General features: G+C 67.1%; 21 protein-coding genes. 11 read left to right on the top strand and 10 right to left on the bottom strand.

All coding sequences use genetic code 11. The features are described from left to right. Positions 1 to 13 precede the first annotated feature (13 nt). On the bottom strand, positions 14 to 1,195 hold the full coding sequence (locus AC16HO_RS03060) for a LysM peptidoglycan-binding domain-containing protein (protein WP_395643942.1): 1,182 nt from the start codon (positions 1,193 to 1,195) through the stop codon (positions 14 to 16). 136 nt (positions 1,196 to 1,331) lie between these two features. Between AC16HO_RS03060 and def the strand changes: the two genes are divergently transcribed. The 7 genes from def (at position 1,332) to AC16HO_RS03025 (ending at position 9,848) form a co-directional block, all read left to right on the top strand. Then, a complete protein-coding gene (def, locus tag AC16HO_RS03055; RefSeq protein ID WP_395643941.1) occupies positions 1,332 to 1,838 on the top strand; it encodes a peptide deformylase in 507 nt (168 codons plus the stop codon). A 10-nt stretch (positions 1,839 to 1,848) separates the two neighbouring features. Continuing rightward, positions 1,849 to 2,796: a methionyl-tRNA formyltransferase gene (gene fmt / locus AC16HO_RS03050; protein WP_395643940.1), complete on the top strand. Its 948-nt coding sequence runs from the start codon at positions 1,849 to 1,851 to the stop codon at positions 2,794 to 2,796. Further along, positions 2,793 to 4,112 carry a 16S rRNA (cytosine(967)-C(5))-methyltransferase RsmB gene (rsmB, locus tag AC16HO_RS03045; RefSeq protein WP_395643939.1) on the top strand — a complete coding sequence of 440 codons (1,320 nt, stop codon included), beginning with the start codon at positions 2,793 to 2,795 and terminating at the stop codon, positions 4,110 to 4,112. Before fmt ends, rsmB begins: the two co-directional genes overlap by 4 nt. Beyond that, positions 4,087 to 4,662, top strand: a complete 576-nt coding sequence (locus tag AC16HO_RS03040) for a DUF4390 domain-containing protein (RefSeq protein WP_395643938.1) — start codon at positions 4,087 to 4,089, stop codon at positions 4,660 to 4,662. Before rsmB ends, AC16HO_RS03040 begins: the two co-directional genes overlap by 26 nt. Beyond that, entirely contained in the window at positions 4,635 to 6,818 is a 2,184-nt protein-coding gene (locus tag AC16HO_RS03035) for a sensor histidine kinase (protein WP_395643937.1), read from the top strand. The genes AC16HO_RS03040 and AC16HO_RS03035 overlap by 28 nt, the downstream gene beginning before the upstream one ends. Before the next feature lie 147 nt (positions 6,819 to 6,965). Beyond that, positions 6,966 to 8,690 (top strand): ArnT family glycosyltransferase, encoded by a 1,725-nt coding sequence (locus AC16HO_RS03030; RefSeq protein ID WP_395643936.1) that lies wholly within the window; start codon positions 6,966 to 6,968, stop codon positions 8,688 to 8,690. Positions 8,691 to 8,711: 21 nt separating this feature from the next. Next, on the top strand, positions 8,712 to 9,848 hold the full coding sequence (locus AC16HO_RS03025; RefSeq protein WP_395643935.1) for a glycosyltransferase family 9 protein: 1,137 nt from the start codon (positions 8,712 to 8,714) through the stop codon (positions 9,846 to 9,848). Here AC16HO_RS03025 and AC16HO_RS03020 read toward each other — a convergent pair. Beyond that, entirely contained in the window at positions 9,820 to 10,872 is a 1,053-nt protein-coding gene (locus AC16HO_RS03020) for a glycosyltransferase family 9 protein (protein ID WP_395643934.1), read from the bottom strand. The genes AC16HO_RS03025 and AC16HO_RS03020 overlap by 29 nt on opposite strands. 180 nt (positions 10,873 to 11,052) lie before the next feature. Between AC16HO_RS03020 and AC16HO_RS03015 the strand changes: the two genes are divergently transcribed. Further along, positions 11,053 to 12,444: a sigma-54-dependent transcriptional regulator gene (locus AC16HO_RS03015; protein ID WP_395643933.1), complete on the top strand. Its 1,392-nt coding sequence runs from the start codon at positions 11,053 to 11,055 to the stop codon at positions 12,442 to 12,444. Positions 12,445 to 12,456: 12 nt separating this feature from the next. Here AC16HO_RS03015 and AC16HO_RS03010 read toward each other — a convergent pair whose 3' ends face one another. Next, positions 12,457 to 15,159 carry a hypothetical protein gene (locus tag AC16HO_RS03010; RefSeq protein ID WP_395643932.1) on the bottom strand — a complete coding sequence of 901 codons (2,703 nt, stop codon included), beginning with the start codon at positions 15,157 to 15,159 and terminating at the stop codon, positions 12,457 to 12,459. Between the two features lie 43 nt (positions 15,160 to 15,202). Next, complete coding sequence (locus AC16HO_RS03005) at positions 15,203 to 16,489, bottom strand: ATP citrate lyase citrate-binding domain-containing protein (protein ID WP_395643931.1); 1,287 nt, start codon at positions 16,487 to 16,489, stop codon at positions 15,203 to 15,205. Positions 16,490 to 16,723: 234 nt separating this feature from the next. Here AC16HO_RS03005 and AC16HO_RS03000 point away from each other — a divergent pair, with 234 nt between their 5' ends. The 3 genes from AC16HO_RS03000 (at position 16,724) to AC16HO_RS02990 (ending at position 19,213) form a co-directional block, all read left to right on the top strand. Then, on the top strand, positions 16,724 to 17,503 hold the full coding sequence (locus AC16HO_RS03000) for a 3-hydroxybutyrate dehydrogenase (protein WP_395643930.1): 780 nt from the start codon (positions 16,724 to 16,726) through the stop codon (positions 17,501 to 17,503). A gap of 129 nt (positions 17,504 to 17,632) precedes the next feature. Further along, entirely contained in the window at positions 17,633 to 18,880 is a 1,248-nt protein-coding gene (locus AC16HO_RS02995; protein WP_395643929.1) for a patatin-like phospholipase family protein, read from the top strand. Positions 18,881 to 18,889: 9 nt separating this feature from the next. After that, positions 18,890 to 19,213, top strand: coding sequence for a tetratricopeptide repeat protein (locus tag AC16HO_RS02990; protein WP_395643928.1), 324 nt, complete (start codon positions 18,890 to 18,892; stop codon positions 19,211 to 19,213). A 16-nt stretch (positions 19,214 to 19,229) separates the two neighbouring features. Here AC16HO_RS02990 and AC16HO_RS02985 read toward each other — a convergent pair whose 3' ends face one another. The 6 genes from AC16HO_RS02985 to AC16HO_RS02960 all read right to left on the bottom strand — a co-directional run bounded on the left by AC16HO_RS02985 (position 19,230) and on the right by AC16HO_RS02960 (position 25,237). Further along, entirely contained in the window at positions 19,230 to 19,712 is a 483-nt protein-coding gene (locus AC16HO_RS02985; protein ID WP_395643958.1) for a GNAT family N-acetyltransferase, read from the bottom strand. A gap of 25 nt (positions 19,713 to 19,737) precedes the next feature. Next, a complete protein-coding gene (gene grxD, locus AC16HO_RS02980; RefSeq protein WP_395643927.1) occupies positions 19,738 to 20,667 on the bottom strand; it encodes a Grx4 family monothiol glutaredoxin in 930 nt (309 codons plus the stop codon). A 382-nt stretch (positions 20,668 to 21,049) separates the two neighbouring features. After that, positions 21,050 to 22,072 carry a serine hydrolase domain-containing protein gene (locus AC16HO_RS02975; protein ID WP_395643926.1) on the bottom strand — a complete coding sequence of 341 codons (1,023 nt, stop codon included), beginning with the start codon at positions 22,070 to 22,072 and terminating at the stop codon, positions 21,050 to 21,052. 83 nt (positions 22,073 to 22,155) lie between these two features. Then, positions 22,156 to 22,755 (bottom strand): SGNH/GDSL hydrolase family protein, encoded by a 600-nt coding sequence (locus AC16HO_RS02970; RefSeq protein WP_395643925.1) that lies wholly within the window; start codon positions 22,753 to 22,755, stop codon positions 22,156 to 22,158. Positions 22,756 to 22,763: 8 nt separating this feature from the next. Next, positions 22,764 to 24,029, bottom strand: coding sequence for an aminotransferase class I/II-fold pyridoxal phosphate-dependent enzyme (locus AC16HO_RS02965; protein WP_395643924.1), 1,266 nt, complete (start codon positions 24,027 to 24,029; stop codon positions 22,764 to 22,766). 116 nt (positions 24,030 to 24,145) lie between these two features. Continuing rightward, positions 24,146 to 25,237 carry a glycosyltransferase gene (locus AC16HO_RS02960; RefSeq protein ID WP_395643923.1) on the bottom strand — a complete coding sequence of 364 codons (1,092 nt, stop codon included), beginning with the start codon at positions 25,235 to 25,237 and terminating at the stop codon, positions 24,146 to 24,148. Positions 25,238 to 25,246 lie beyond the last annotated feature (9 nt).

The following is a 25,246-nucleotide window of genomic DNA, read 5'->3' as shown; positions in this document are numbered from 1 at the left end:
GGGCACAGCAAGGCTAAAGGTGATCGGGCTCGTACAGCGGATCGCGCAGATGCACCGGTTTGACGCCGTCCATGACCAGGCCGTAGCTGACATGGTCGAAGGTGCGGAAGATCATCACGTGGCCGACGTATTCCTCGGGCAACTTCACCTTCGCATCCTTGGGATGGAAGAACTTCTTCGCGCTCTCCGGCGAATAGTCGAAATTGTCGTTGACCGTCTCGCCTGGATGGAAGATCGAATAGACCTGGCCGTTCTCGACGCCGTCGTCGGCACCGTGGGACAGCGCGAGCACCTGGTCGCGACCGGCAACCATGCCGGCGGACGGGTCGATCGTGTCGGTGAACGCAACCACGCGCATGCCCGCCGGCACCTGCTTGGGCGGATGCGGCACGTACTGCGCGTCGTAGGGTTTGTCGTCCAGCGGCAGGACGAGATCGCCCGGCGCCACCTCGATGTCCGAACTCAGCAACAGCACGGAAGCCGGATTGCCCGCCTTGGTGACACGCACCGTGCCGGTTTGCAGACCTTCGTAGCCGAGGAACTTGACGTTGCCGGAGAGGGTGAACTGGTTCGGGCCGTGGTGCCAGATCAGGTCGCCGCGGTTCTCGTGGTCGCGGCTGGCCTCGTCGGTCGAATCGCGGTAGAAGCGCTGTGGCGCGCCGTCCTTCGGCACGACTTCATAGTAGCGCCCGAGTGGGCGCACGATCGCGAGCTGGTCACCAGGCTGCGCGTCGAGGCCGCGTACGTAGACGAGCTGGCCCGGGGTCGCGCGCAGGTGCGCTTCCTCGGCGCCGACCACGTGCGGGGCGGTCCTGAACTGATCCTCGCCGATGATGCGCGTACGCTTCAAGAACTTGTCGATGCGTTCGAGGGCGATCGGTTTTACCGCGTCCTCGAGCTGTTCGACGCGCGCATGCGGACCGCCGGCATTGTTCAGACGCGGACCATTGAGATAGGCGAGGTTGATCACGTCGCCGGGGAAGATCAGGTGCGGGTTCTTGATCTGGCCGTTGGCCTGCCATACCTCGGGCCATTGCCAGGGTTTCTTGAGGAACTTGCCGGCAATGCCCCAGAGCGTGTCGCCGCGGCGCACGACGTAGGTGTCCGGATGGCCGGGCTTGAGTTCGACCGTTGCCGCGTAGGCGACCACGGTCAGCGCGAGTCCGGCAAAAATCGCAGGCAGCTTCTTCAGCATGGTGGATACCCGTTGTCCCCCGAGGTCCGCAGAGTGTAGAGGAAAATACTTCCGGTGAAACGCGACGCGGCACGCAAGATCGTGGCGACATGCACATTGACGTATACTTTCTCCCCGAATTCCCGATTTTCCGGCCATGAGTCTGCTCCCGATCCTCGAATACCCCGATCCGCGCCTGCGCACCAAGGCGCAGCCCGTGACCGTGTTCGATGCGGCGCTGCAGACCCTGATCGACGACATGTTCGCGACCATGTACGCGGCGCCCGGGATCGGCCTCGCCGCAAGCCAGGTCAACGTGCACAGGCAACTGCTCGTACTCGATGTGTCCGAGGAAAAGAATGCGCCGATGGTACTGGTCAATCCGGCGATCGTGGCCAGTGCCGGCTCCCGGACCTACCAGGAGGGCTGCCTGTCGGTGCCCGGGATCTTTGCCGACGTCGATCGCGCCGACCGCATCACGGTCGAAGCGCTGGACCGCCACGGCCAGGCGCAGAGCTTCGAGGCCGACGGCCTGCTCGCGATCTGCATCCAGCACGAGATGGACCACTTGGTCGGCAAGTTGTTTGTCGACTACCTCTCGCCGCTGAAACGCGAACTGGTGCGCAAGAAGCTGGAAAAGCAGCGCCGCGCAGCGGCGGGCTGAAACCGCCGCCATGAGCCGTCCGCTGCGCGTGGTGTTCGCCGGAACGCCCGATTTCGCCGTGCCGCATCTGGCCGCTTGCCGCCGCGACGGCGTCGAAATCGCGGCCGTCTACACCCAGCCCGACCGCCCGGCCGGACGCGGGCGCAAGCTCACGCCGAGCCCGGTCAAGCAGGCCGCGCTTGATTTCGGCCTGCCGGTCGAGCAACCGGAACAATTCAAGGACGCCGCCGCGCGCGCGCGTCTCGCCACCCTCGCTCCCGACCTCCTCGTCGTCGTTGCCTACGGCCTGATTCTGCCGCGCAAGGTGCTCGCGATTCCACACCGCGGCTGCTGGAACGTGCATGCCTCGCTGCTGCCGCGCTGGCGCGGCGCGGCGCCGATCCAGCGCGCGATCCTGGCCGGAGACAACGAAACCGGCGTCTGCCTCATGCAGATGGAGGCGGGTCTCGACACCGGCCCGGTGCTGCTGCGCCGGGCGATCCCGATCGCGCCCGCCGACACTGGCGGCAGTCTGCATGACAAGCTCGCCGCGCTCGGCGCGGGCGTGCTCGGCGAAGGCCTGGATCACCTCGTTGACGGCGCGCCACTGGCGGCGACGCCGCAGCCCGAAGACGGCGTCGTCTACGCGCACAAGCTCGACAAGGCGGAGGCGCGACTGGACTGGAACGAACCGGCCACCGCCCTCGCACGCAAGGTGCGCGCGTTCGATCCATGGCCGGTTGCCGAAGCCGTCGTCGCAGGGGAAGCGCTGCGCGTCTGGCGCGCGGAGCACCGGGACTTGGGGCCCGGGACTCGGGACGCCGGGGATATTCTCGCCGCCACGCGCGAGGGCATCGATGTCGCCTGCGCTGACGGCGTGTTGCGCTTGCTCGAAGTGCAGCGCGCCGGCGGCCGGCGCATCGCCGCGGCTGACTATGTCAACGCGCGCCCCGAACTCAAGCGCGCTGCGGTGCCATGAAGGCGGCCGCAACCGCGCCGGCGAACGCGCGCGCGCTGGCCGCACAGGCGCTCGCGCGTGTCGTGCGCGGCGAATCGCTGCGCGCGGTGTTCACCGCGACCGCGCCACGCCTGACCGATGCGCGCGACCGCGCCCTGCTCTCGAGCCTGCTGCACGAGGGCGCGCGCTGGTGGCTGCGCTACGACGCGGCGCTCGAGCGTCTGCTCGAACGGTCGCTGCGCGAGCGCGAAGCGGATGTGCATGCGCTGGCGCTGCTGGGCCTGGTCCAGCTCGACGTGCTGCACCAGCCCGAGTACGCGGCCGTCGCGGCGACGGTCGATGCCGTGCGCGCGTTGCGCAAACCGAAATTCGCCGGACTGATCAACGCGCTGTTGCGACGCTGGCTGCGCGAGCGCGACAATCTGCTCGCGCAACTGGATGCCGACCCGGTCGCGCGCAGCGCGCATCCGCGCTGGCTGCTCGACGCGCTCGCCCACGATTGGCCCGACGCGGCCGACGCCATCGTCGCCGCCGACAACGCGCAGGCGCCGTTGTGGCTGCGTGTCAACCGGCGCCGGGCGCAGCGCGAGGAATTGCTCGCGCGCTTTGCCCAAGCGGGCGTCGAGGCGCAGGCGGTCGCCGGACACGACCAGGCCATTGTGCTTGCGCACAGCGTCGATGTGACCCGCCTGCCCGGCTACGCCGAAGGTGCATTTTCCGTCCAGGACGGCGCGGCGCAATTCGCCGCAGGCCTGCTCGATCTTGCCGCCGGCCAGCGTGTGCTCGATGCCTGCGCCGCACCGGGCGGCAAGTCCGCGCACATTCTCGAAAGCGCCGAGGTGCGCCTGGTCGCGCTCGACAGCGATGCGCGCCGCCTGGCCCGCGTCGCCGAAAACCTCGCCCGCCTGGGCCTCGCCGCGGAAACCCGCGGCGGCGACGCAGCCGCGCCCGCGGCGTGGTGGGATGGCAAGCCGTTCGACCGCATCCTCATCGACGCGCCGTGCTCGGCGACCGGCATCGTGCGCCGCCAGCCCGACATCAAGCTGCACCGGCGCGCGGTCGACATCACGCACCTGGTCGCCGGGCAAGCGCGCATCCTCGACGCACTCTGGCCTTTGCTCGGACCGCGCGGGCGCTTAGTCTATGCAACGTGTTCCGTGCTCGCGGACGAGAACGCGGGCCAGATCGAGCGCTTCCTCGCGCGCCATGCCGGCGCGCGTGCGCTCGATGTCGCGCCGCCCGGATGGCGTCGGCCCGGCGCGGGCGGCGCGCAGAACCTGCCGGGGGAGCGCGGCATGGACGGATTCTACTATGCCATTCTGGAAAAAGTTCATTAATATACTTTTTCCCGTCATGCTCGCGGCGCTGGCCGGCGCCTGCGCGCGCACGGGCGACGGCGTGCGCTTCGGCGTGCGCGAGGCCGCGGTCGCCGACGGCGTGCTCAGTGCGCAACTCGACTGGCAGCCGAGCGAAACCTTGCTCGACGGCCTGGACCACGGCATCCCGCTCGTGTTCGACATCCGGCTTTCGGCGCAGGCGCCCGGCAAGCTCGGTCTGCGGGCCGAGCTTGCCACGCAGCGCTGGCGCCGCGAGTTGCGCTATTTCCCGCTGACGCGCCAGTACCAGCTGCGCGATCCCGACGCGGCACACGGCGGCACGCAGACGCGCAGCTATGCCGTGCGCGCGTTGGTCATTGCCGCACTCGCCGACCTGCGTCTGCCGCTCGATCCGACGCTGGTCGCGGCAGCGGCGCAGCGCTATGTGCTGCGCATCGACCTCGAACGTGATGCCCTGCCGGGCGCGCTGCGCCTGCCGGCGCTGATCGATGCGGACTGGCGCCTCTCCACCGGAAACTACGCATGGCAGGCCAGACCCGGCACGCGCTGAGCCTGATCGCGCGGCGCGTGCTGCCCGCGCTGGCCATCGCCGCCCTGCTCGCGGCGACGTTGCTGCTCGCGCGCGACGCGGCGAGCGACACCAACCGCCTCGGGCGCTACTACCCGTGGGTGCTCGGTGCATCGGCGCTGGCGCTGGTCGTGCTGGTCGCGATCATCGCGCAGCGCCTGTTGCGGCTGTCGCGCGAACTGCGTGGCGCCGTGCCCGGTGCGCGTCTGACGCGGCGCTGGCTGCTCATGCTGATCGCGCTGGCGGTGCCGCCGGTGCTGGTGGTTTACGGGTTTTCGCTCTACTTCCTCAACGCCACGATCGACACCTGGTTCAATGCGCGCCTCGAACAAGGTCTGTCCGCCGCACTCGGCGTGGGCAAGGCCTATCTCGACGAACACCTGCGCGCGGCCGAGGCTGGCGCCGCGAACATCGCGCGCGACCTCGCCAACCTGCCCGACGCCGAGCTGCAGCAGCGCCTCAACACCGCGCTCGATGCGCAGCCGATCACCCAGCTCGTGGTATTCGGCGACAACCGCCAGGTGCTCGCCAATGCCGGTTCCGATCCGCGCTTCCTCGATGCGGTCTATCCGGATGCGAACGCGCTGATCCAGCTTCGGAGCACCGGCCGCTACGCCGTGGCCGAACCGCTCGGCGAGCCGGGGTTGCTCAAGCTGCGCGTGGTGCTGCCACTCGCCGACTCCACCGGCAGCTCGTCGCGTCTGCTGCAGGCGCTGTATCCGGTACCCGAGCAGATGCAGCCGTTGATGGCGACGGTGGAGCAGGCTGGCTATGACTTCCAGCGCCTGAAGTTCCTGCGCGATTCGCTCAAGCTGACCTTCACCCTCGTGCTGACCTTCGTCCTGCTGCTGTCGGCGCTGTTCGCCGTGCTCACCGCGTTCGGCGTTGCGCGCCGGTTGACGGCGCCGATCGGCCGCCTCGCCGCGGCGACGCGCGCGGTCGCCGCGGGCCGTTACGATACGCCGCTGCCGGTGGCCAGCGACGACGAACTCGGCTTCCTCACGCGCTCGTTCGGGCAGATGCAGGGCGAGCTCGAGCGCGCCAGTTCGCGCCTTGCCCGCAGCGCGCAGGAAACGGACAGCCAGCGCACCTACCTGAGGGCCGTGCTCGAGCGCCTGTCCGCCGGCGTGCTCGGCCTCGATCGCGAAGGTGTGCTGCGCACCGCCAACCACGCGGCCGAGGTGATTCTCGACCTGCCGCTCTCGCGTCACGTCGGCCAGCATCTCGGCGTGCTGCGCAGCGAACGTCCGACGCTCGCACCGCTGATCGATCCGATCCTCAAGCACATGCGCGAGGCCGCGCGCGAGTGGCGCGAGGAGGTCGTGCTGGAGGAAGGCAACGAACGCCGCGTGCTGATGCTGCGCGGCGCGGAACTCTCGCCGATGCTCGGCGAGGACGCCGGCATCGTCGCCGTGTTCGACGACCTGACCCTGCTCAACCGCGCCCAGCGCGACGCGGCCTGGGCCGAGGTCGCGCGCCGCCTCGCCCACGAGGTGAAGAACCCGCTGACCCCGATCCAGCTTGCGGCGGAGCGGTTGCGCCGGCGCTTCATCGGCCGCCTGCCGCCCGACGAGACCGAAGTGCTCGACCGCGCGACGCTGACCATCGTCAACCAGGTCGAAGCGCTCAAGGCCATGGTCAACGCGTTCGGCGACTATGCGCGCCCACCGCAGATCGACGCGCGTGCGCTGTCGATCAACGTGCTTGCCGGCGAGGTGGTCGACCTGTACGAGAACGACCAGCGCATCCAGCTCACGCGGCAGTTCGCCGCGAGCGATCCGAGCCTGCGCGCCGATGCCGTGCGCCTGCGCCAGTTGTTGCACAACCTGATCAAGAATTCGCTCGAGGCCGTGACCGGCGAGCACAAGCCGCATATCGAGGTGATCACGCGCGAGATCGACGAAGGCGGCCGCCACTGGGTCGAGCTGGCCGTCGCCGACAACGGCCCGGGCCTGCCCGAGGGTTTCGACGCGCGCTGGTTCGAGCCGTACACGACGAGCAAGGTGAAAGGCACCGGCCTCGGTCTCGCCGTGGCGAAGAAGATCGTCGAGGAACACGGCGGCACGATCCGCGCGGAAAACCGTGCCGAGGGCGGCGCCGTGTTCACCCTGCGCCTGCCGCGCGACGGTGTCGCGTGAGAAAAACTCGGCGGTTTTCGCCACGGATTTCGCGGATGAACACGGACAAGGCGGAAGAAACTTGATCTATCTTCGCTCTTGCTCTATCCGTGCTCATCCGCGTTATCCGCGGCCAGGTTTTTTCTTTGCTCTGCCAGAAGCAACCCGATGACTCCAGCAGTTCACACCCCCCAAGGTCGCCGCGAGCTGTGGCTGTTTGTGCTGTTCGCCCTCGTCGTGATCGGCGCCGGCATCGGCCTGCGCGATCCGTGGCCGGCGGATGAGCCGCGCTTCGCGCTGTCGGCGCAGCAGATGGTCGCTTCGGGCGACTGGCTGATCCCGCATCGCGGCCACGAGATCTACGCCGACAAGCCGCCCGCGTTCATGGCCATGCAGGCCGCCGCGTTCGAGCTGACGCGGAACTGGCGCATCGCCTTCCTGCTGCCCTCGCTGCTTGCCGCGCTCGGCACGCTGTTGCTCGTCTACGACCTCGTGCGGCGGCTGTGGGACCACCGCACCGGGTTGTACGCCGGCGTCGCGCTGCTTTGCGTGTTCCAGTTCGTCTACCAGGCCAAGCGCGCGCAGATCGACCCGACGGTGACGTTCTTCATCACCCTGGCGAACTACGGGCTGCTGCGCCATTTCCTGCTCGGACCGGACTGGCGCGCCTACTGGCTCGGCTGCTTCGCCGCGGGCCTCGGCGTGATCACCAAGGGCGTCGGCGTGCTCGCGCTGCTGCTGTTCGTGCCGTATGTTTTTGCGCGAAGTACACATTGGAACCACGTTGCAACGACGAAGGGCGCCGCCTGGCGCTGGGCGGGTGGCCTCGCCACACTGCTCGCCGCGATCGCACTGTGGCTGGTACCGCTGGCGCTCGCCGTGTGGCTGCATCCCTCCTCGGACTATCAGGCCTATCTGCACGACATCCTGTTCAAGCAGACGGCCGCGCGCTACACCGATTCGTGGGACCACCAGCAGCCGCCTTGGTATTTCGTCGGTGTCATTCTGAGCGGTTGGATGCCGCTGTGGCTGACCTGGTTCGGCACCGTGCCCGCATGGGCACGCGCGCTCAGGGCGCGCGATGCACGCGTGCTGCTGCCGTTGGCCTGGGCGGTGCTGGTGATCGCGTTTTTCAGCTTTCCGGCGGGCAAGCGCGACATGTACATCATGCCGGCGCTGCCCATGGTCGTGCTGGCCTGCGCGCCGTATCTGCCGGCGATCGTCGAGCGGCGCTGGTTCCGCTGGCTGGCGCTGGCCGTGCTGGTCGCACTCGGCGCGTTGCTGGCCGGGGCGGGAGTGCATGCCTGGTCGGGACACTGGAAATTTGCCAACGACCTCGCCGCACAGCGCGGTTTCGACGGTGGCGGCGCGGCGCTGTGGGGCCTGTTCACCGCGCTCGGCGCATGGCTGCTGGTCTGCGCCGCATGGTTCCGCCTTGCGCGCGCGGCGCGCGGTCTGGTCGCGGGTCTGGCCGGCCTGTGGCTGCTCTGGGGGCTGTGGGCCTCGCCGCTGCTCAACGATTCGAGTTCCGCGCGCGGGCTCATGCGCCAGGCCGGCGCGATGATCGGCGCCGATGCGCAGCTCGCGCTGGTCGGGTGGAAGGAGCAGAACCTGTTGCTGGCCGACCGCGACGTCGCCGAGTTCGGCTTCGTCAAACCGGCGCACCTGCAACTCGGCGAAGCGATCCGCTGGCAGGAACAGCAGCCCGCCACGCGCTGGATCTTCATCCTCGCCGACGCGATGGCGCCGTGTGTCGACCAGACCAAGGCGCGATACGTCGGTCACGCCAACCGGCGCGAATGGTGGCTGTTCCGCAGCGACGCGGTGAATGAAAGCTGCCGCGGCGGCAACGTGCCGGCGCCGCAAAAGAACGTCGATGCCGAAGCCGAGTAGTTGCCGGTAGACTGCGCGGCCATGACGCAGGAGATACGCCACAGCAACGACTCGCCCGCCAAGAGCTTGCGCCGCTGCATCGCGCGCTGGTTTTCGCGGCACCTGTCGCCGCGATCGACGGCGGCCGCCGATCTTCCGCAGCACGTTCCCGCGCGCGGCATCCACCGCATCCTGATCTGCCGTGCGGCGAAGACGCTGGGCGAAACCTTGCTGCTGTCGCCGCTGCTGCAGGAGATCGAAGCGCGCTTTCCCGGCGCCGAGGTCGACATCGTCAGCGGTTGCGGCGCGGCGCCGCAATTGTTTGCCCGCCATGCGCAAGTGCGGCGCGTGACCGTGCTGCCGCGCAGCGTCGTCAAGGCGCCGCTGCGCTATCGGCGCATGCTGCGCGAATTGCGTGCGGCGAAGTACGACCTCGCGATCGATCCGTACCTGCTGTCGAATTCCGACCGCCTGCTCGTGCGCACTTCGCGGGCGCGCTACCGCATCGGCTTCGACGGGCCGAAGAAAAGCGGCCATCTCACCCACGCGCTCGCCGAACCGCGCGAGCAGGAACACGCGGCAAAGTTGCCGGTGTACCTGTTGCGCAAGACGATGGGCGTGACCGGCGACGCGGCGACGTGGAGTTATCCCGAACTCGACCTGCGCCTCTGCGCCGCCGAGCGCGAGCGGGGACGCGAAACGCTGCGCGCCATCATCGCCGCGGGTGCGCTCGTGCAGCCGCGCGGAACGATCGGCGTCTATGCCTTCGCCACCGGCGTGAAAAACTATCCGCGCGAGTGGTGGCAGGACTTTCTCGCCGCGCTCGCCGCGCGCCATCCGGATCATGCCATCATCGAGATCGTGCCCGGCTTCGGCCGCTCGCTGCTCGGCGATGCGTATCCGGCATATTTCTCCTCCGACCTGCGCAGGCTCGGCGGCGTGCTCGCCAACCTCTCGCTTTATGTCAGCGCCGACTGCGGCATCATGCACCTGGCCGCGGCCAGCGGCGCGCCGACGGCCGGCATTTTTTCGGTCACCGACATCCCCGGCTGGGGCGTGTACGGCGCGCGCAACCACACGATCGATGCGCGCGGGCTCGATGCCGCGCAGACCGCTGCGGCGGTGGTCGCCGCGGTCGCCGCAAGCCAATCTACGCCAGCGAACGCCAGGCCGCAATGACCCGATCCGGCGCGATCGCGGCGATCGGCCCGGGCGAGACGCAGAGGTTGACCACCGGCTTGCCGAAAGGGCTGCGTCTATCCCACTTCGCCGGGCCGTACTTGCCACCGTAGAGCACGACGAGCGGGCAGCCCATCGCCGCGGCGAGGTGCGCGGGGCCGGTGTCCACCGAAACCATCGAATGTGCACGTTCGAGCACGCCGAGCAGGCGGCGTACGGGCAGGTCGGTCGTTGCGATCTTGACTGCGGCGAGTTGCGCCTCGTTCGCGATTGCCTCGCACACGGGCGTCTCGACCGGCGCGCCGCAGAGCACGAGGTTTGCCGCCGGCAGGGTCGCATGCATCGCGCGCAACAGCGCGGCCCAGTGGTCGATCGGCCAGAACTTCGGATCGGCATTGCGCGGCTCCCACCAGCGGTGCACATGCCAGTTGCCGGGTTGCAGCAGCACCAGCGGCGCGTCGGCCAGCGCGCGCGCGCGCAGCCACGCGGTGGCGTCGGCGCGGTCGTCCGCGTCGAGGTACAGGCGCGGCGCGGCGCGCAGGTCGTCTGCCTGCCACGGATAGTCCGCTTCGCGATACGCGGCCGGCGTGGTGCGGCCGAAGCGCAGCGCCTGGTCGACCCAGTGCTCGTCCGCACGCAGATCCAGGTCGCGGATGAAGACACAGCGCTCGCGCGGCACGCGCGCGAAACGCAGCAACCAGCGGATGCGCTTGAGCGAGCCGCGCGTGTCCTCGCTGACGTAGATCGGCCCGTCGTGCTCGCGGATCCGCGCGATCATGCGCCAGCGCTCGGGGCTGAGGGCGAGGGGGCGGTTTCGCGTCAGCAATTGCCAGGTTTCGGCAACATCCGGATGACCGCGGTACAACTCGTCGCTCCAGCCGCCGCGGCTCAGCACGACGCATGGTTTGCCGTAGCGGCTGCGCAGCAGGTGCAGCAACGGTTCCTGCAGCAGCATGTCGCCGAGGCGGCCGAAACGGATGAGCAGGGGAGTCAGCGGCCTTGCCGGGCCGGATTGCGATGGCATGGGGAGGATTGCTCGGCGATCGGCTCGAGAGGGCCGATCCGGGCGCGATTATAGGCTGGCAAGGTTAAGCGGAATTTGAGAAATCATGGAGGATTTGCACATTTTGACCAGGCCACCGACGCGTCCTCTTCCTGCTCTTGCGCTATCCTACAAGTCGCATTTTCGCAACAGGCGCTTCGCATGGCTTCCGGCCGCATCCTCGTCGTCGACGACGAACCTGACATCCGCACCACGGTGAAGGAAATCCTCGAGGACGAGGGTTATCAGGTCGCGCTCGCGGCGAATGCGGCAGCGGCGCGCGAGGCGCGCACGCAGGGCCGGCCCGACGTCATCCTGCTCGACATCTGGATGCCGGAAACCGACGGCATCAGCCTGCTGCGCGAGTGGTCGCAGGCCGGCGCGTTGACCACGCCGGTGATCATGATGAGCGGCCACGGCACGGTCGAGACGGCGGTCGAGGCGACCCGTCTGGGCGCCTACGATTTCGTCGAGAAGCCCATTTCGCTGGCCAAGCTGCTGCTGACGATCGATCGCGCGCGCGAGGCGAGCCGGCTCAAGCGCGAGAACGAGGGCTTGCGCGAACAGCTCGCGCTGCCGCTGGAACCGATCGGCGCGTCGAAGGCGATGAGGGCGCTGCGCGCGCAGCTCGACAAGTTGGCCCAGCACGATACCTCGATCCTGATCCAGGGCGAGGCGGGCACCGGCAAGGAATCGCTGGCGCGCTGGCTGCATGCGCGCTCGTCGCGGCAGGGTGGGCCGTTCGTCGCGGTCGCGCCGGGCAGCATTCCACGCGAACATCTCGCCGCCGCATTGCTCGGCAGCGAGGATGCGAGCGGCGTGCAGCCCGGCCTGATCGAGCAGGCCAACGGCGGCACGCTGTTCCTCGACGAAGTCGCCGAACTCGACGCCGAGCTGCAGCAGCGCCTGTGCAGCGTGCTCGAACGGCGCGCGCTGGTGCGCGCCGGCGGGGCCGGCAATGTACCGCTCGACCTGCGCGTGATCGCGGCAAGCACCTCCGGCCTCGAGACGCAGGTCAAGGCCGGCGCGTTCCGCGAGGAACTCTACTACCTGATCAACGTCGTGCCGCTCGCCGTGCCGCCGCTACGCCAGCGCAGCGAAGACGTGCCCGAACTCCTGCGCACCTTCGCCGACTTCTTTTCCCATCGCGACAAGCTGCCGTACCGCGTGTTCCCGGTCGCGGTGCAGAACCGCCTGCGCAACCACGACTGGCCGGGCAACGTGCGTGAGCTGCGCAACCTCGTCCAGCGTCTGCTGATCATGGGCAATGGCGACGAGGTGACGATCGAGGAGGTCGAGGCCGCGCTCGGCAAGGGCATCGCGCCGCCGCGCACCGCCGCTCCCGCCGACTCGTCAGCCGCCGTGATCGATTTCAATCTGCCGCTGCGCGAAGCGCGCGAGCGGTTCGAGCGCGCCTACCTGCTGCGCCAGCTGCAGGATGCCGGCGGCAGCGTCGGCAAGCTGGCCAAGATAGTCGGCATGGAGCGCACGCACCTTTATCGAAAGCTGCGCGATCTCGGCGTCGACGTGAAGAACCTCGGTCGCGAGGAATAGCGCCCGATCTTTCTAGGCGACGAAGCGGCAGGCCGACTGCGGCGTGCGCGTGTCCATGTTCTTGCCGCGATTGGCGTGGTCGTCGATCTCGGCAGCCGAGCCGATCATGCGTCCGTACAGGAACACGGTGAACGCCGCCGCTTCCAGTGCTGCACTTGACAGCGAACCGTTGCGGTAGCGACGCCACAGCATCTTCAGCAGTAGTGCGGCGATGACCGCATCGACGTTGACGCAGAACACGTTGCGCGTGACGTTCTCCTCGTACAGCGCTTGCACGAGCGCGCGATAGTACTCGTGGAACACGTTGTATTCGCCGCGCTGGCGGAACAGTTCGTGGACGAAGGCCTCGCGCGGATCGACGTTGACCGGCTTGCCCTTGAACACCGGGTGGTTGATGCACGGCAGCGCCTGCGCCTGTTCCGCGCCGACGTTCTTGCGCGTGGCGCGGTCCTCGCCGTAGCGGCGCGCAAATGCAGTCGCGTGTGCGGCCAGGTCGATGCCGTGCGCGGCGTTGCCGGGGTCGGTGAGGCCGATATCCGCAAACCGCTCGATCAGGAAGGCGACGCCTTCGTAGCCGTTGCCGCCGTGCGCGTATCCGCTGTGGCTCAGAAAGCCGAGCATCGCCTTGTTGAGCTGCACGCGCGCCGGGGTGTCGGGGCCGTCGGCCGACACGGCGCCCTTGGCGCCCTGACCGGTGATCGAGCCCGGGCCGTTGCTGAGCAGCAGGCCGACGAGGGTCTGGAAGGCGAACAGATCCGCTGCCGAAGGTTCCTGGCCGAGCAGGGCGATGCAGGCGATTTCGGTCAGTGAGCGCTTGCCGAGGAGGTCTGTCATGGCGATACCGCAGAACGCGTCGGACACATGCTTTTCGGCTTCGACCGATGCACCGATCTGGGTGCCGAACAGGCACATCCACCACGGCAGGCTTTCCGCGGTGTAGCGCGAGATGCGCTTGCGCCGCAGCGGACCCCAGGCCAGCGTCGTCGTGATCGCGGCGAGCACGGCGTTGGCATCGGGATTGCCGAGTTTCCGCAGCCAGCGCACGAAAACCGAGCGCGCACCGCGCGCCTCGAAACCGGCGAGCAGGGCCTCGGCGCGGACGTCGGGTGCGGTTGTCAGCAGCAACTGGCGTTCGTCGGCATCGACGGCAGATACGGGAATGTCGACGGTTTCGTCGAGCGCGTCGAGGACACCCGCGGCTGTGCCGATGTCGATCAACAGCTTCGCTGCGCGACGCGCGCGCTCGACACGGTTCGGGCCGACAATGGCCAAGGCGGCGGCAGCGATGCTGTTCGGCGCATTGCCTGCCGTACGCGCGGCCTGTGCCGCAATCAGTGGCGCCGTGCCGTGCAGATTGATCTCCGCGCCGACGGCGAGGCTGACGAGTTTGCGGTCGTTCTCGCCGCCGGGCTCGTGCAGCAGGGCGAGGCCGATGTTGGCCTCGAGCGGATGTTGCGCGGCGTCGAGCATCGAGGTGCCGTGCAGCGCGGTCACCTGCGTCTGCGCATCCATCTGCGAGGCGCCCGAGGCGTCCTTCATGTTCTGACGTGGCAGCGTGGCGCCGATCTGCCGGTTGATGCGCGCGATCTGCTCGTCGTACGGTGCCATTGCCGTGACCACCGGCAGATCCAGTTCCGCGGGCAGGCGGCAGCCGACATTGGAGGCGAACCACGGCTTCAGCGCGAGGCTGCCCTCGGGTTTGAAGTCGGGTGCGACGCCGTTCTGGTCCATCACGGCGGTCAGCGCCGCGGGAATGTGCGCGATGTTGGTGACCACGGCGCCGCGCGCGGAGAACACCGGGCGCTCCGGGGTGAAGATGTCGTCAACGCCGAACTTGTCCAGGAACCAGCGCTCTTTCGCGATGGCATCGTCATCGCCGCCCGACATCGCGCCGGCATGGCCGACCGCGCGCGTGAGCTTCTTCTTCCAGCGGCCGACGACACAGGCGACGACGGGCTTGCCGAAATCGACGTCGCGTTCGTAGAAACCGCCCGGTTCGGCGTAGAGCACGGCCGCCTTGCTGCGCGGATCGTGGTCGAGCGCATAGGCGAACTCGGCCGCGGCGAAATGGATGTAGACGTCCTTGCCGCTGGAGATCAGCGTGGTCGTGCCCCAGCCTGCCATGCGCAGGTAGGTGGCGATCGTGGTGGTGAAGTTGCCGGAGTTGGAGAAGATCGCGATCGAGCCGCGACGCAGCGCTTCCTCGGGATGATCGCCGCCGAGTGCGCCGCCGATGCGCACGCGGTTCCACGCGTCGGCCACGCCGAGCGAATTGCCGCCGAAGATGTCGATGCCGTTCTGCTGGCCGAGCGCGCGGATTTCGCGCGAATCGTGCACGGCCATCTTCTCGGTGACGATGAAGATCTTGCGCAGCTCGGGATTGACACGGATCAGCTCGGCGACGCCGTCGCGTGCGGCCGACGGCGGCAGATAAACGACGCCGCAATTGAAGCGGTGGCCTTCGTTGAGCCCTTCGAGCACGTTGTTGTAGACCGGAATCGGGCCGGCCGGCGTCTCCAGCACCTGGCCGCGCTTGCCCGGCGCGGTGCCGAAGACGACGTTGCCGCCCGAATAGGCGTGGCCGACCGGTGTGACCTCGCTCGATTCGCCACCGAGGATGTTGAGCACGCAGACGCGGTCTTCGCGCGTCGCCACGTGGGCGAGCGAACCGACGCCGACGTAGTACGGAAAATCCGGCAGACCCGGCATGCGCATACGGTCACTCCTGCAAACGGTTGGAATTCGTCGAGCGGTTCATTCATGCCGCCGCGGATTTGGCCACGCCGAGCGATGCGGCGATCTGTTCGCGGCCGCCGGCTTTCATCCATTCGTCGACCGCCCGCGCGTACTGGATGACTTCGCTGATGTCCGAGTCGAAGGCGAAGATGCGGTACGGCAGGCCGAGCGCGTCGAACGTGTCGCGCATCGCGCCCATGCCGCGTACGAGGTTCGGCCCGCCGCGTCCGATGACCACGTACAGCGGCGTCGGCCCGTGCCGGCTGAAGTGCTCGCGCAGCGCATCGGCGATCGCGCGGAACGTCTCGAAGATGTCGGTATTGTTCGATTTGCCGCCTATGATGAAAAGCACGTTGGCCTGTTTGAGCCAGTGCTTGAAACAGATGCGCGCGACCTCTTTCATCTTTTCGTAGGGCGGATTGCCGCCGAAGTCGGAGGAAATGATCGCGTCATCGCCGAGCAGTTCGGAAACGAGCGAGTTGGCGCCGCCGCCGAAGGTCGGCGCAAGAATCGTGCCGCTCGGATTGATGACGTAGACGTCGCTCTGACCCTGATAGGTGCGCAGCTGGTTGATTTCCTGCTCGAAGTCCGAATAGTCGACGGCGAACAGGTTGGCCGGCAGATTCAGGCGTTGCCAGCGCGGATCGTCGCGGTCGAAGCCGCATTTGAAGTCGCAGGCGACGGGAATTAGGCGTCCTTTTCCGTCTTCCTTCATGCGGATCGGGTTCAGTTCGAGTGTGGTCATGCCGAAGCCGTGGTACAGCTCCCACAACTTCGGCAGCTGCTGCACGAGCGGCGAGATGATCGCCTTCGGCGCATTCAGTGCAGACAGCGCATTGGCGACTACGAAGGCCTTCAAACCGGTTAGCGGATCGAACGGCACCTGGGCGATGAGATTCCCGTCGACTTCCTCGATGTCCATGCCGCCGTGACAGCTCAGCGTCATCATCGGCGCGCGGTAGCGCGTCGAGTCGGTGATCGAAAAATACACCTCGTGCTCTGCCGGCACTCCGCCCTCGAAGGTGACGCCATTGGCCTTGGCGGTCTGGGTGCCGTAGGTGTGTTTGGCGAAGTAGAGACGCTCCTTTTCGGCGAGTGCCGTTTTCAGGTCCCTTGCGCGCCCGAGCAAACCGGCCTTGCCCTTCTTGCCGACGCCGCCCTTGAACACCGGTTTGACAAAGACCTGGCCGCAGCGCTCGATCAGCGCGCCGATTTCTTCCTCGCTCGCGTCCGCGCCAAGTACTTCCGCCGAAGGAAACCCGACGAAGCGCAACAGTTTGGCGCCGTACAACATGCCCGTGACCTGCATGAAATGTCCCCTCGATCGACTTTTTCCGACAATGGACAAAATAGGCATGTCAACCTTTCAGTTGGCTGTAACGGACCTTGCATTAGGCTGTCGCGTGTCTGAATTTCCTCGCAGAAATCCGCCGGGTCGGCTGGTCATCGCGTGAACCGTGGGGAAGGTAGAATGCCCGGCGTGGCCGCGACGCGCGCGAACGCGCAGCGTGTCTGCGGCCCCATCCCCACCAAGGAATTGCACATGAGCGTAAAAGGCAAAGTCGCCCTGATCACGGGCGCGGCGAGCGGCATAGGCAAGCGCATCGCCGAGGTCTATGCCGACCACGGCGCGCACATCGCGATCGCCGACATCAATCAGGCCGCGGCCGACGCGGCGGCCGCGGAAATCCGTGCGCGCGGGGTCAAGGCGACGACGGTGATCATGGATGTGACCGACGAAGCCGCGGTCGGCGCCGGCGTCGACAAATGCGTCAAGGATCTCGGCAGCATCGACATCCTCGTCTCCAACGCCGGCATCCAGATCGTCAATCCGATCGAAAGTTTCTCGTACGCCGATTGGAAGAAGCTCATGGCGATTCACGTGGACGGAGCGTTTTTGACCACCCGCGCCGCGCTCAAGTACATGTACGCCGGCAAGGGCGGCGCGATCATCTACATGGGCTCGGTGCATTCGAAGGAGGCGTCCAAGCTCAAGGCGCCCTACGTCACCGCCAAGCACGGCCTGATCGGCCTGGCCAAGGTCGTGGCCAAGGAAGGCGCGGCGCACAACGTGCGCGCCAACGTCATCTGCCCGGGCTTCGTGCGCACGCCGCTGGTCGAGAAGCAGATCCCCGAGCAGGCCAAGGAACTGGGCATTTCCGAGGACGACGTGATCAAGAAGGTCATGCTCAAGGACACGGTCGATGGCGAGTTCACGACCGTCGACGACGTCGCCAACTGCGCGTTGTTCCTCGGCGCCTTCGAGACCAACGCGCTGACCGGGCAATCGCTCGTCGTTTCGCATGGCTGGTTCATGCAGTAGTCGCGGCACGCAAAAGCGACAAGCGTCGCCACGAAGACACGAAGAAAAGCATTTCGATATCTCGCTTTTCTTCGTGGCTCTTCGTCGTGATCTTCGTGGCTCCGCGGCAACTCATTCGAGTTTTCGACAATGGCAAAGACGAACAGCAAACGAGGCGCAGGGAAGAAAGCGGACACGCCCGCGGAATCCGCACAAAAGTACGAAACGATCGCGCTGATGCTGCAAGGCGGCGGCGCGCTCGGTTCTTACCAGTGCGGCGTCTACGAGGGCCTGCACCAGGCCGGAATCCTGCCGAACTGGTTCGCCGGCATTTCGATCGGCGCGATCAATGCGGCGATCCTCGCCGGCAACGCGCCGGCGCAGCGGCTCGAGCGCCTGCGCGCGTTCTGGGAGCGCATCTCGATCCCCGCGCTGCCGGCCGGCGGCCGACAGTGGTTCGAATGGCAGGAGGCGCTGCGGCAGAAATTGCCGCTCGACAAGTACACGCTCGCGCTCGCCAACGCGCAGGGCGCGCTGGCCGCGTTGCTGTTTGGCCAGTCCGGATTCTTCGTACCGCGCTTCCCGCCGCCTTATGTCGGCGTCGACCATGTCGAATCGGCGACGAGCTTCTACGACACCGCGCCGCTGAAGGCCACGCTCGAGGAATTCGTCGACTTCGACCGCATCAACGCCGGCGCGGTGCGCTTCTCGGTCGGCGCGGTCAACGTGAAGAGCGGCAATTTCGTTTACTTCGACAATTTCGACGAACACAAGCGCACGATCCGCGCCGAACACGTGATGGCCTCGGGCGCGTTGCCGCCCGCTTTTGCGGCGATCGAGATCGACGGCGAGTACTACTGGGACGGCGGCCTCGTCTCCAATACGCCGCTCGACCATGTGCTCAGCCACACGCCGCGCCGCGACAGCCTCGTTTTCCAGGTCGACCTGTGGCGTGCGCAAGGCATGCAGCCGCGCAACATCGTGGAAGCGCTGGAACGGCAGAAAGACATCCAGTACTCGAGCCGCACGCGCTTCAGCACCAAGGTCGTGCAGCGCTTCCAGGACTTGCGCACCACGCTCGACGCGCTGCTCAAGCAAATCCCGCCCGCCCACATCACCGCCGAAATGCGCGCCGAACTGGAGCCGTGGCTGTCCGATCGCGTGTACAACATCATCCACCTGATCTACAAGACCAAGCCGTTCGAGCAGCAGTACAAAGACTATGCGTTCGCGCCAAGCACGATGGCCGAGCATTGGCGCGCCGGTTTGTCCGACATGCGCAACACGTTGACGCATCCGGAGTTCTTCGTGCCACCGTCGCGGCGCGTCGGCGCGGTCACTCACGACGTGCATCGACACGGTCGCGGCGGGCCTTACGTCAAGCACGACACGGACTAGGGCGTCGTCATGCAGCCGGACGCGATCGAAAACCTGCGCGCCATGCGCGGCGGCCCGCGCGACGGTGTGCTGCTGCGCATGTCGCTCGCGAACGCGTTGTTGGCGAACAGCGACATGCCCGCCGCGATCACCGAATTGCACGAGGCCCTGCGCTTTGATCCCGGCTATTCGGCCGCGTGGAAACTGCTCGGCAAAACCTTGGCCGGCACCGGCTCCACGGCTGCAGCGATCGACGCCTACCAGGCCGGTATTGCTGCGGCGAACGAACGCGGCGACAAGCAGGCGGAAAAGGAAATGACGGTGTTTTTGCGTCGGCTGACGCGCGCCGGATAGCCTCGACCGGGCGCGATCACGCTCTGGCCGGCGTGTCGAGTTCGCGCCGGAGAAAGCGCGTGCCTGCGATCGGGTTGTGCCGATACGCCGAGGTGTCGGTGAAGCCGAGACTTTCGTAGAGACGCTGTGCCGCGGTCATCGTCGGCAGGGTGTCGAGCACCATGCGCCGGTAGCCGAGCGCCTGTGCGTCGCCGATCACGCGCTCGACGAGGCGTCGTCCGAGGCCGATGGCGCGGAATGCATCGCGCACGTACAGCCGTTTCATCTCGCAGGTGGCGTCATCGACGGGACGCAGCGCGACGCAGCCGGCGATACTTCCACCGGCACGCGCGAGCAGCAGCGTGCCGCGCGGCGGCGCGTAGCCGCCCGGCAGGTCAGCCAGTTCCCGCGCAAAGTTCTGGAAACACAGATCGACTCCGAGCGCACGCTCGTACTCCTGCAGCAACTCGCGCACGACCGCGACGTCCTCCGGCAGGATGGCTTCGCCGATTTCGATCATCACGGCGCGCTCCGCTATCGGGCGATCAGTACTCGGCAATCGTCGTATCGATCTCGCGCGCCCAGGCGTTGATGCCGCCGGCGATGTTGAAGACCTTGTCGTAGCCGTGCGCGCGGAACTGCTCGGCCGCCTGCTGGCTGCGCCCGCCGCTGCGGCAGAGAAAGGCGATCGCCGCGTCCTTCGGCAGGTCGGCGAGCGCGCCGATGCCATCGTCGAGCGTGCGGAACGGCAGCTTCAGCGCTGCCTGCGCGCGTTCCTCGGGCGGGCGCACGTCGACGATCGTGATGGCCTCGCCGGCATCGAGTCGCCGCTTGAGTTCGCCCACCGACAGCTGCCTGACCGTGGACGGCGCGTTCGGATTGTCGATCGACAGACCCGCACCCTGCATCGTCTCGACCCAGTCGATGCGGATCCCGCGCGCGCGCTGCGCGCTGGCCAGGTCCAACAGCACGTCGATACCGTTCGATTCCGAGCGCAGCGTATCGTCCGTCGGCTCGGCGAGGTGGAACTGCGGCTGGAAGCGCGCGTCGATGGACAGATGCAGCGCCAGCCCCGGCTCGGCGTCTGCAAGCGCGCTGCGGATCGCCTGCGCCGCCGCATCGGTGATCGTGATCTGCGGCGGCGTGCGATCCGGCAGCGGCAGGCCGAACAGTGCCTGCAGCTCGCCCGAGTTGTACATGGCCTGGACGATGTCGGCGCCGCCGACCAGCTCGCCTTTCACGTAGAGTTGCGGAATCGTCGGCCAGTTGCCGTAGGCCTTGATGCCTTCGCGCATCTCGGCGTCTTCGAGCACGTTGACCGTCGCGTACTGCGGCAACAACTCGTTGAGCACGCCCGAGGCGGCAGCCGAGAAGCCACACTGCGGCGCCTGCGGCGAACCTTTCATGAACAGCACGACGGGGTTGTCGCGCAGCAGGGTTTCGATACGGGTGCGCGTGGCGGGGGCGAGCGACATGGCGGATTCCATCAGGGATCGGGCGGACAATTATCCCCGATCTTGGGCCGCGCGCCGCGAATCTCAACGGCGGCGCTACGAACTAGCCATTTGGCTTGCGTCGAAACTAGGCGGTGCAGATGCCGTGAAGCAGCGTTCGGCGATGGATTAACCGCGGTGGATGTGGCCGCAAATCCTTCCGCTGTGACCTCGGTGGCGTGCCTGTACAGCCGTCTGCCGAAATCGATCGGTCAACGCAGCCAAGCGAAAGCCCGACAACGTTGTTTCGCGCGCACGACGGACAATGACAGCGCCCGTTTCGGTGCATGACGTCATGTGTTACCGGATAAAGCGTTCGCGCCAGCGGAAAAGGCGCGCGCGTCAAGGCTGAACCCGGCGACATTCACTTGACCAACCGCGTCGTCGCCAGAGCCTTCAGCAGAGCGTCGGTCATCGTTTTGGGATCGGCGCGACCGTTCTGGTTGGTGAGCACGATCGTGGACAGCGGACGGGAAACATCGCGGCGATACCAGCAGGAGAAGCCGGCCGTTCCGCCGCCATGGGATGCAATGGTTCGTCCCTCGATCGTCTCGATTTGCCATCCGTAACCCCATCCTGCCGGGGCGCCGTTGGCCAGACGGGCTTGTGTCCACATTCGCCGACGGACATCCATGCTCAGAATCCTTCCGCTGTCGAGCGCCAGAGACCAGCGGTTCATATCCGCCGCCGTCGAGAGCAATCCACCTGCGGACCAGGTGGATCCCGGCGCGCTGCGTGGTGGATCATCGTCATAGCGATTGCCATCCCAGAAATGGCCGGAGGCATATCTTGTCGCGTGACTCAGTCGATTTCTCGGCCCCGTGGAAGCCATGCCCGCAGGCGTGAAGAATCGGCGCTGAAGCTCGTCCCAATACGGTTTGCCGCTGACCGCCTCGGCCGTCATGCCGAGGAGGATGAAGCCCAGATTGTTGTACTCGTGCCGCACGCCGGCGCCAAAGCGCAAAGGCAGGTTGGCCGCCATCGCGACGATGTCGCGGGGGGTGAGGTCCAGCGGCATGAGGCGGCGGAAGTTGGTTTGATCAAGGTATTCCGGCAGGCCCGACGTATGGCTGAGGAACTGCGACAGCGTCAGATTTCTCCAGCGATCGGGCAAATGCTTCACATAGGTGTCTACCGGAGCGTCGATGCGCAGCTTGCCTTCTTCCTCGAGTTGGAAAATCAGTGATGCGGTGAAGGTTTTGGTCAGCGAACCGACCTCGAAAACAGTATCTGCGTCCGGCGCAAACCCGTCTGCGACGCCGGCGGTCCCCTTGCCGCCTGCCGTCAACACTCTGCCGCCGCTGACGGCTCCCCAAGCCATGCCGGGAGTGCCCGCCAATGACAGGCGCGAGGCGAAGTCGGGCGCCCCGTCCGCGGCCAAGCTCATTCGCGAACCCAGGAGCGGAGTGATCGCCAACGCTCCGATGAAACGGCGTCTGGAACAGCGTCGGTCAGGCGAATGGGCCAGGATCATTTCCTCTCTGCGCAGTACGCGCGCCGCGCGATCGGCAGGATCGCTTCGCTCCAGCGGCGATAGGCCGCGCCGCTCGGGTGCAGGCCGTCGTCGACGACCCAACGCGCGCCCTCACGCGAAGCCGTGGTCACGTCGACGTAGTGGGCCTGCGCCGAACAGGAAATTTCCGCGTTCGCGGCATTGTACCGGTCGATTTCGCGCGCGATCTGCGCCGTGTCGCGCCCGCTTTCGCGACCGAAGCGGGTGGCGCCCCAGTCGGGAATCGACACGACGATGACGCGTTCCGGCCGGCGGCCGGCCAGCTCGATCGCGCGTTCGAGCAAGGCGCGGAATTCTTCGCGGTAGTTCGCGAGGTCGCGTCCGCGATACTGGTTGTTGACGCCGATCAGCAGCGAGACGAGGTCGTAGGGCGGATGAAACGTGTGCTGCGCCATCGCCGCGGCGAGCTCGTCCGTGGTCCAGCCGGTGCGTGCGAGGATTTCGGGCGCGGCGATGCCGAGCGCGCGTGCGAGTTGCACGGGCCAGCGTTCGGCCTCGGCGACGCCTTCGCCGATCGTGTACGAATCGCCGAGAGCGAGAAAATTCGCGCCGCCCACGCGAACGTTCAGGCCACCTGCCGCTGCTGCGCGGCGGCCATGCGCTCGAGCACGCGCTCGATGCGCGCAAACACCTCGCGCATCTGCGGCGCCAGTGGCAGCAGGGTGATGCGGAAATGATTGCGCGGCACGCAGTTGAAGCCGCGGCCGGGCACGATCAGCACGTTCTCGCTTTCGAGCAGGTCGAGCGCGAAGGCCTCGTCGTCGAAGCCCGGCACGCGGTCGGCGCGCACGCTCGGGAACGCGTACATCGCGCCCTTCGGCGCAACCAGATTCAGAAAACGGCTCTGCGCACAGGCTTCGATCACGGCCGCGCGCGTGTCGTGCAAACGCCCGCCCGGTGCGACGAGTTGCGCGATCGTCTGCGGTCCTTCCAGCGACGGCGCGATCGCGTACTGGCCGGCCACGTTCGCGCACAGGCGCAGGCTCGCGAGCAGGTCGAGCGCGGCTTCGAGCGGCTCGATCGCCGCCTTCGCGCCGGTCATCGACAGCCAGCCGACGCGGTAGCCGCAAGCACGCTGGACCTTGGACAGGCCGTCGAACGTGAGGCAGGGCACCTCGCCCGCGATTTTCGCCAGCGGCGTGAATTCGGCTTTGTCGTAGACGATCTCGTCGTAGATTTCGTCGGACAACAGCACGAGTCCGTGCCGGTCGGCGATCTGCACGATCGCCTCGAGCAGTTCGCGCGGATAGATCGCACCGGTCGGATTGTTCGGATTGACCAGCACGATCGCGCGCGTGTGCGGCGTGACCAGCGCCTCGATCTCGGCCGCGTCGGGCGTGTGCTCGCGCTCGGCCGGGCAGCTGTAGTAGACCGGCTTGCCGCCGTTGAGCGTGACCGCGGCGCTCCACAGCGGATAGTCCGGGCTCGGCAGCAGCACTTCATCGCCGTCGCTGAGCAGCGAGCGCAGGGCGAGGTCGATCAGTTCGCTGACGCCATTGCCGATGAAGATGCGGTCCACGTGCGCCTGGGCGATGCCGTGCTGGTGCTGCTGGGCGACGATCGCCTCGCGCGCCTCGACCAGACCCTTCTGGTGGCAATAGGCTTCGCTGGAGACCAGATTGCGCTCGATCGCCTGGCGCACATGGTCGGGCACGGTGAAGCCGAATACGGAAGGGTTGCCGATGTTGAGCTTGGCGATCTTGCGCCCGGCGGCTTCGAGTTCGAGCGCACGGCGGGCTAGCGCGCCGCGGATTTCGTAACGCACGTTCTCCAACCGCGCGCCGGTGCGCACGGGATCGGGGACTCGATTCGACTTGCCTGGCATCGACATGGGAACTGCGACCTTTCGGAGGGCGTTTACGGAAGTTGAACAATTCATCCTAGCCGAACAAGGCGCGAATTCAAGCATTTTGCAGGCAGGCGCTGCGTTTTCCCGCGGGCCCCGGTTCAGGTCGCGCGATTGACCATCGCCGCGGCGGCGGCGAGGTTTTGCCGAACGCGCGGCGCCTCCTGCGCGGGGAGCAGCGGATCGGCGAGCATTTCCTCGCAGACCGCGATGCATGCGGCGTAGTCCTGCAATGCATATAGCGCCGCGGCCAGCTCGTAGCGTGCGAGCCAGCCGTATGCCGGGCGATGCACGCGCAGGCTGTCCGTGGATGGCGGCGTCGAGCAGGCCATGCGCGCATAGTCGCAGGCCTCGGCAAAGTGTCCATGCGCGCGCAGGTAGCCGGCAAGAAAGCAAACCGGCTCGGCGCGCGTCGGCCGGAAACGCCAGGCATCCAGGTAGGCCTCGCGGACTTCCTCGAACGGGTGCTCGAGTTGCTGCTTGAGCCGCGCGATCGTGAACTTGGAAAAGTACACTTCTTCCACCCAGCCGCCCATGTCGACACGCTGCCGGTAGGCGAGGATCGCCTCGGCAAGCTGCCCCGCGTCGCGCAAGCTCTGGGCGAGATAGAACACGTAGCGCGCGTTTTCCGGCTCGGCGACCAGCGCCCTACGCAGCACTTCGATGTCGCGGCGGTATTTCGCCGCGACATCGCCCTGGCTGCGTGCGCCGCCGCCGATGCGGCGGATGCGCAAGCCACCCAGCTTCTTCACGCCGGCGAGCTGGGAACAGGTCAGGTGCTCATGCACGACGCCCTGCCAGCGCCAGTCGAGGTCGAGCCGGATCAGGGCGTCGCGCCAGTAGTTCGTCACCTTGTCGGCGATCTCCAGCGCAAAGCCGGGTCCGTCGAGGCCGTGGAGCGAGCGCCCGGGATCGACCTCGAGCACGTCGTCGGCGTCGATGACGAGCGCGTAGTCGCCGTGGCGGCGCGCGAGATCAAGCGCCTCGTTGCGGTTCGTCGCGAAATCGACCCACGGCCGCTCGATCAACTCGCCCGGCAGGTGCGTCAGCAACTGCCGGATGCGGTCTTGCGTGCCGTCCGTCGAGCCGGTGTCGGCGATCGCCCAACTGTCGACGTGGGGCAGCACCGAACGCAGGCAACGCTCGATCACCGCTATTTCGTCCTTCACGATCATGTTCAGGCAAACACGCATGCGCGACTC

This window comes from Rudaea sp. (assembly GCF_057139185.1).
The sequence above is the reverse complement of the archived record's forward strand: the minus strand, read 5'-3'. Positions and strand labels throughout refer to the sequence as shown.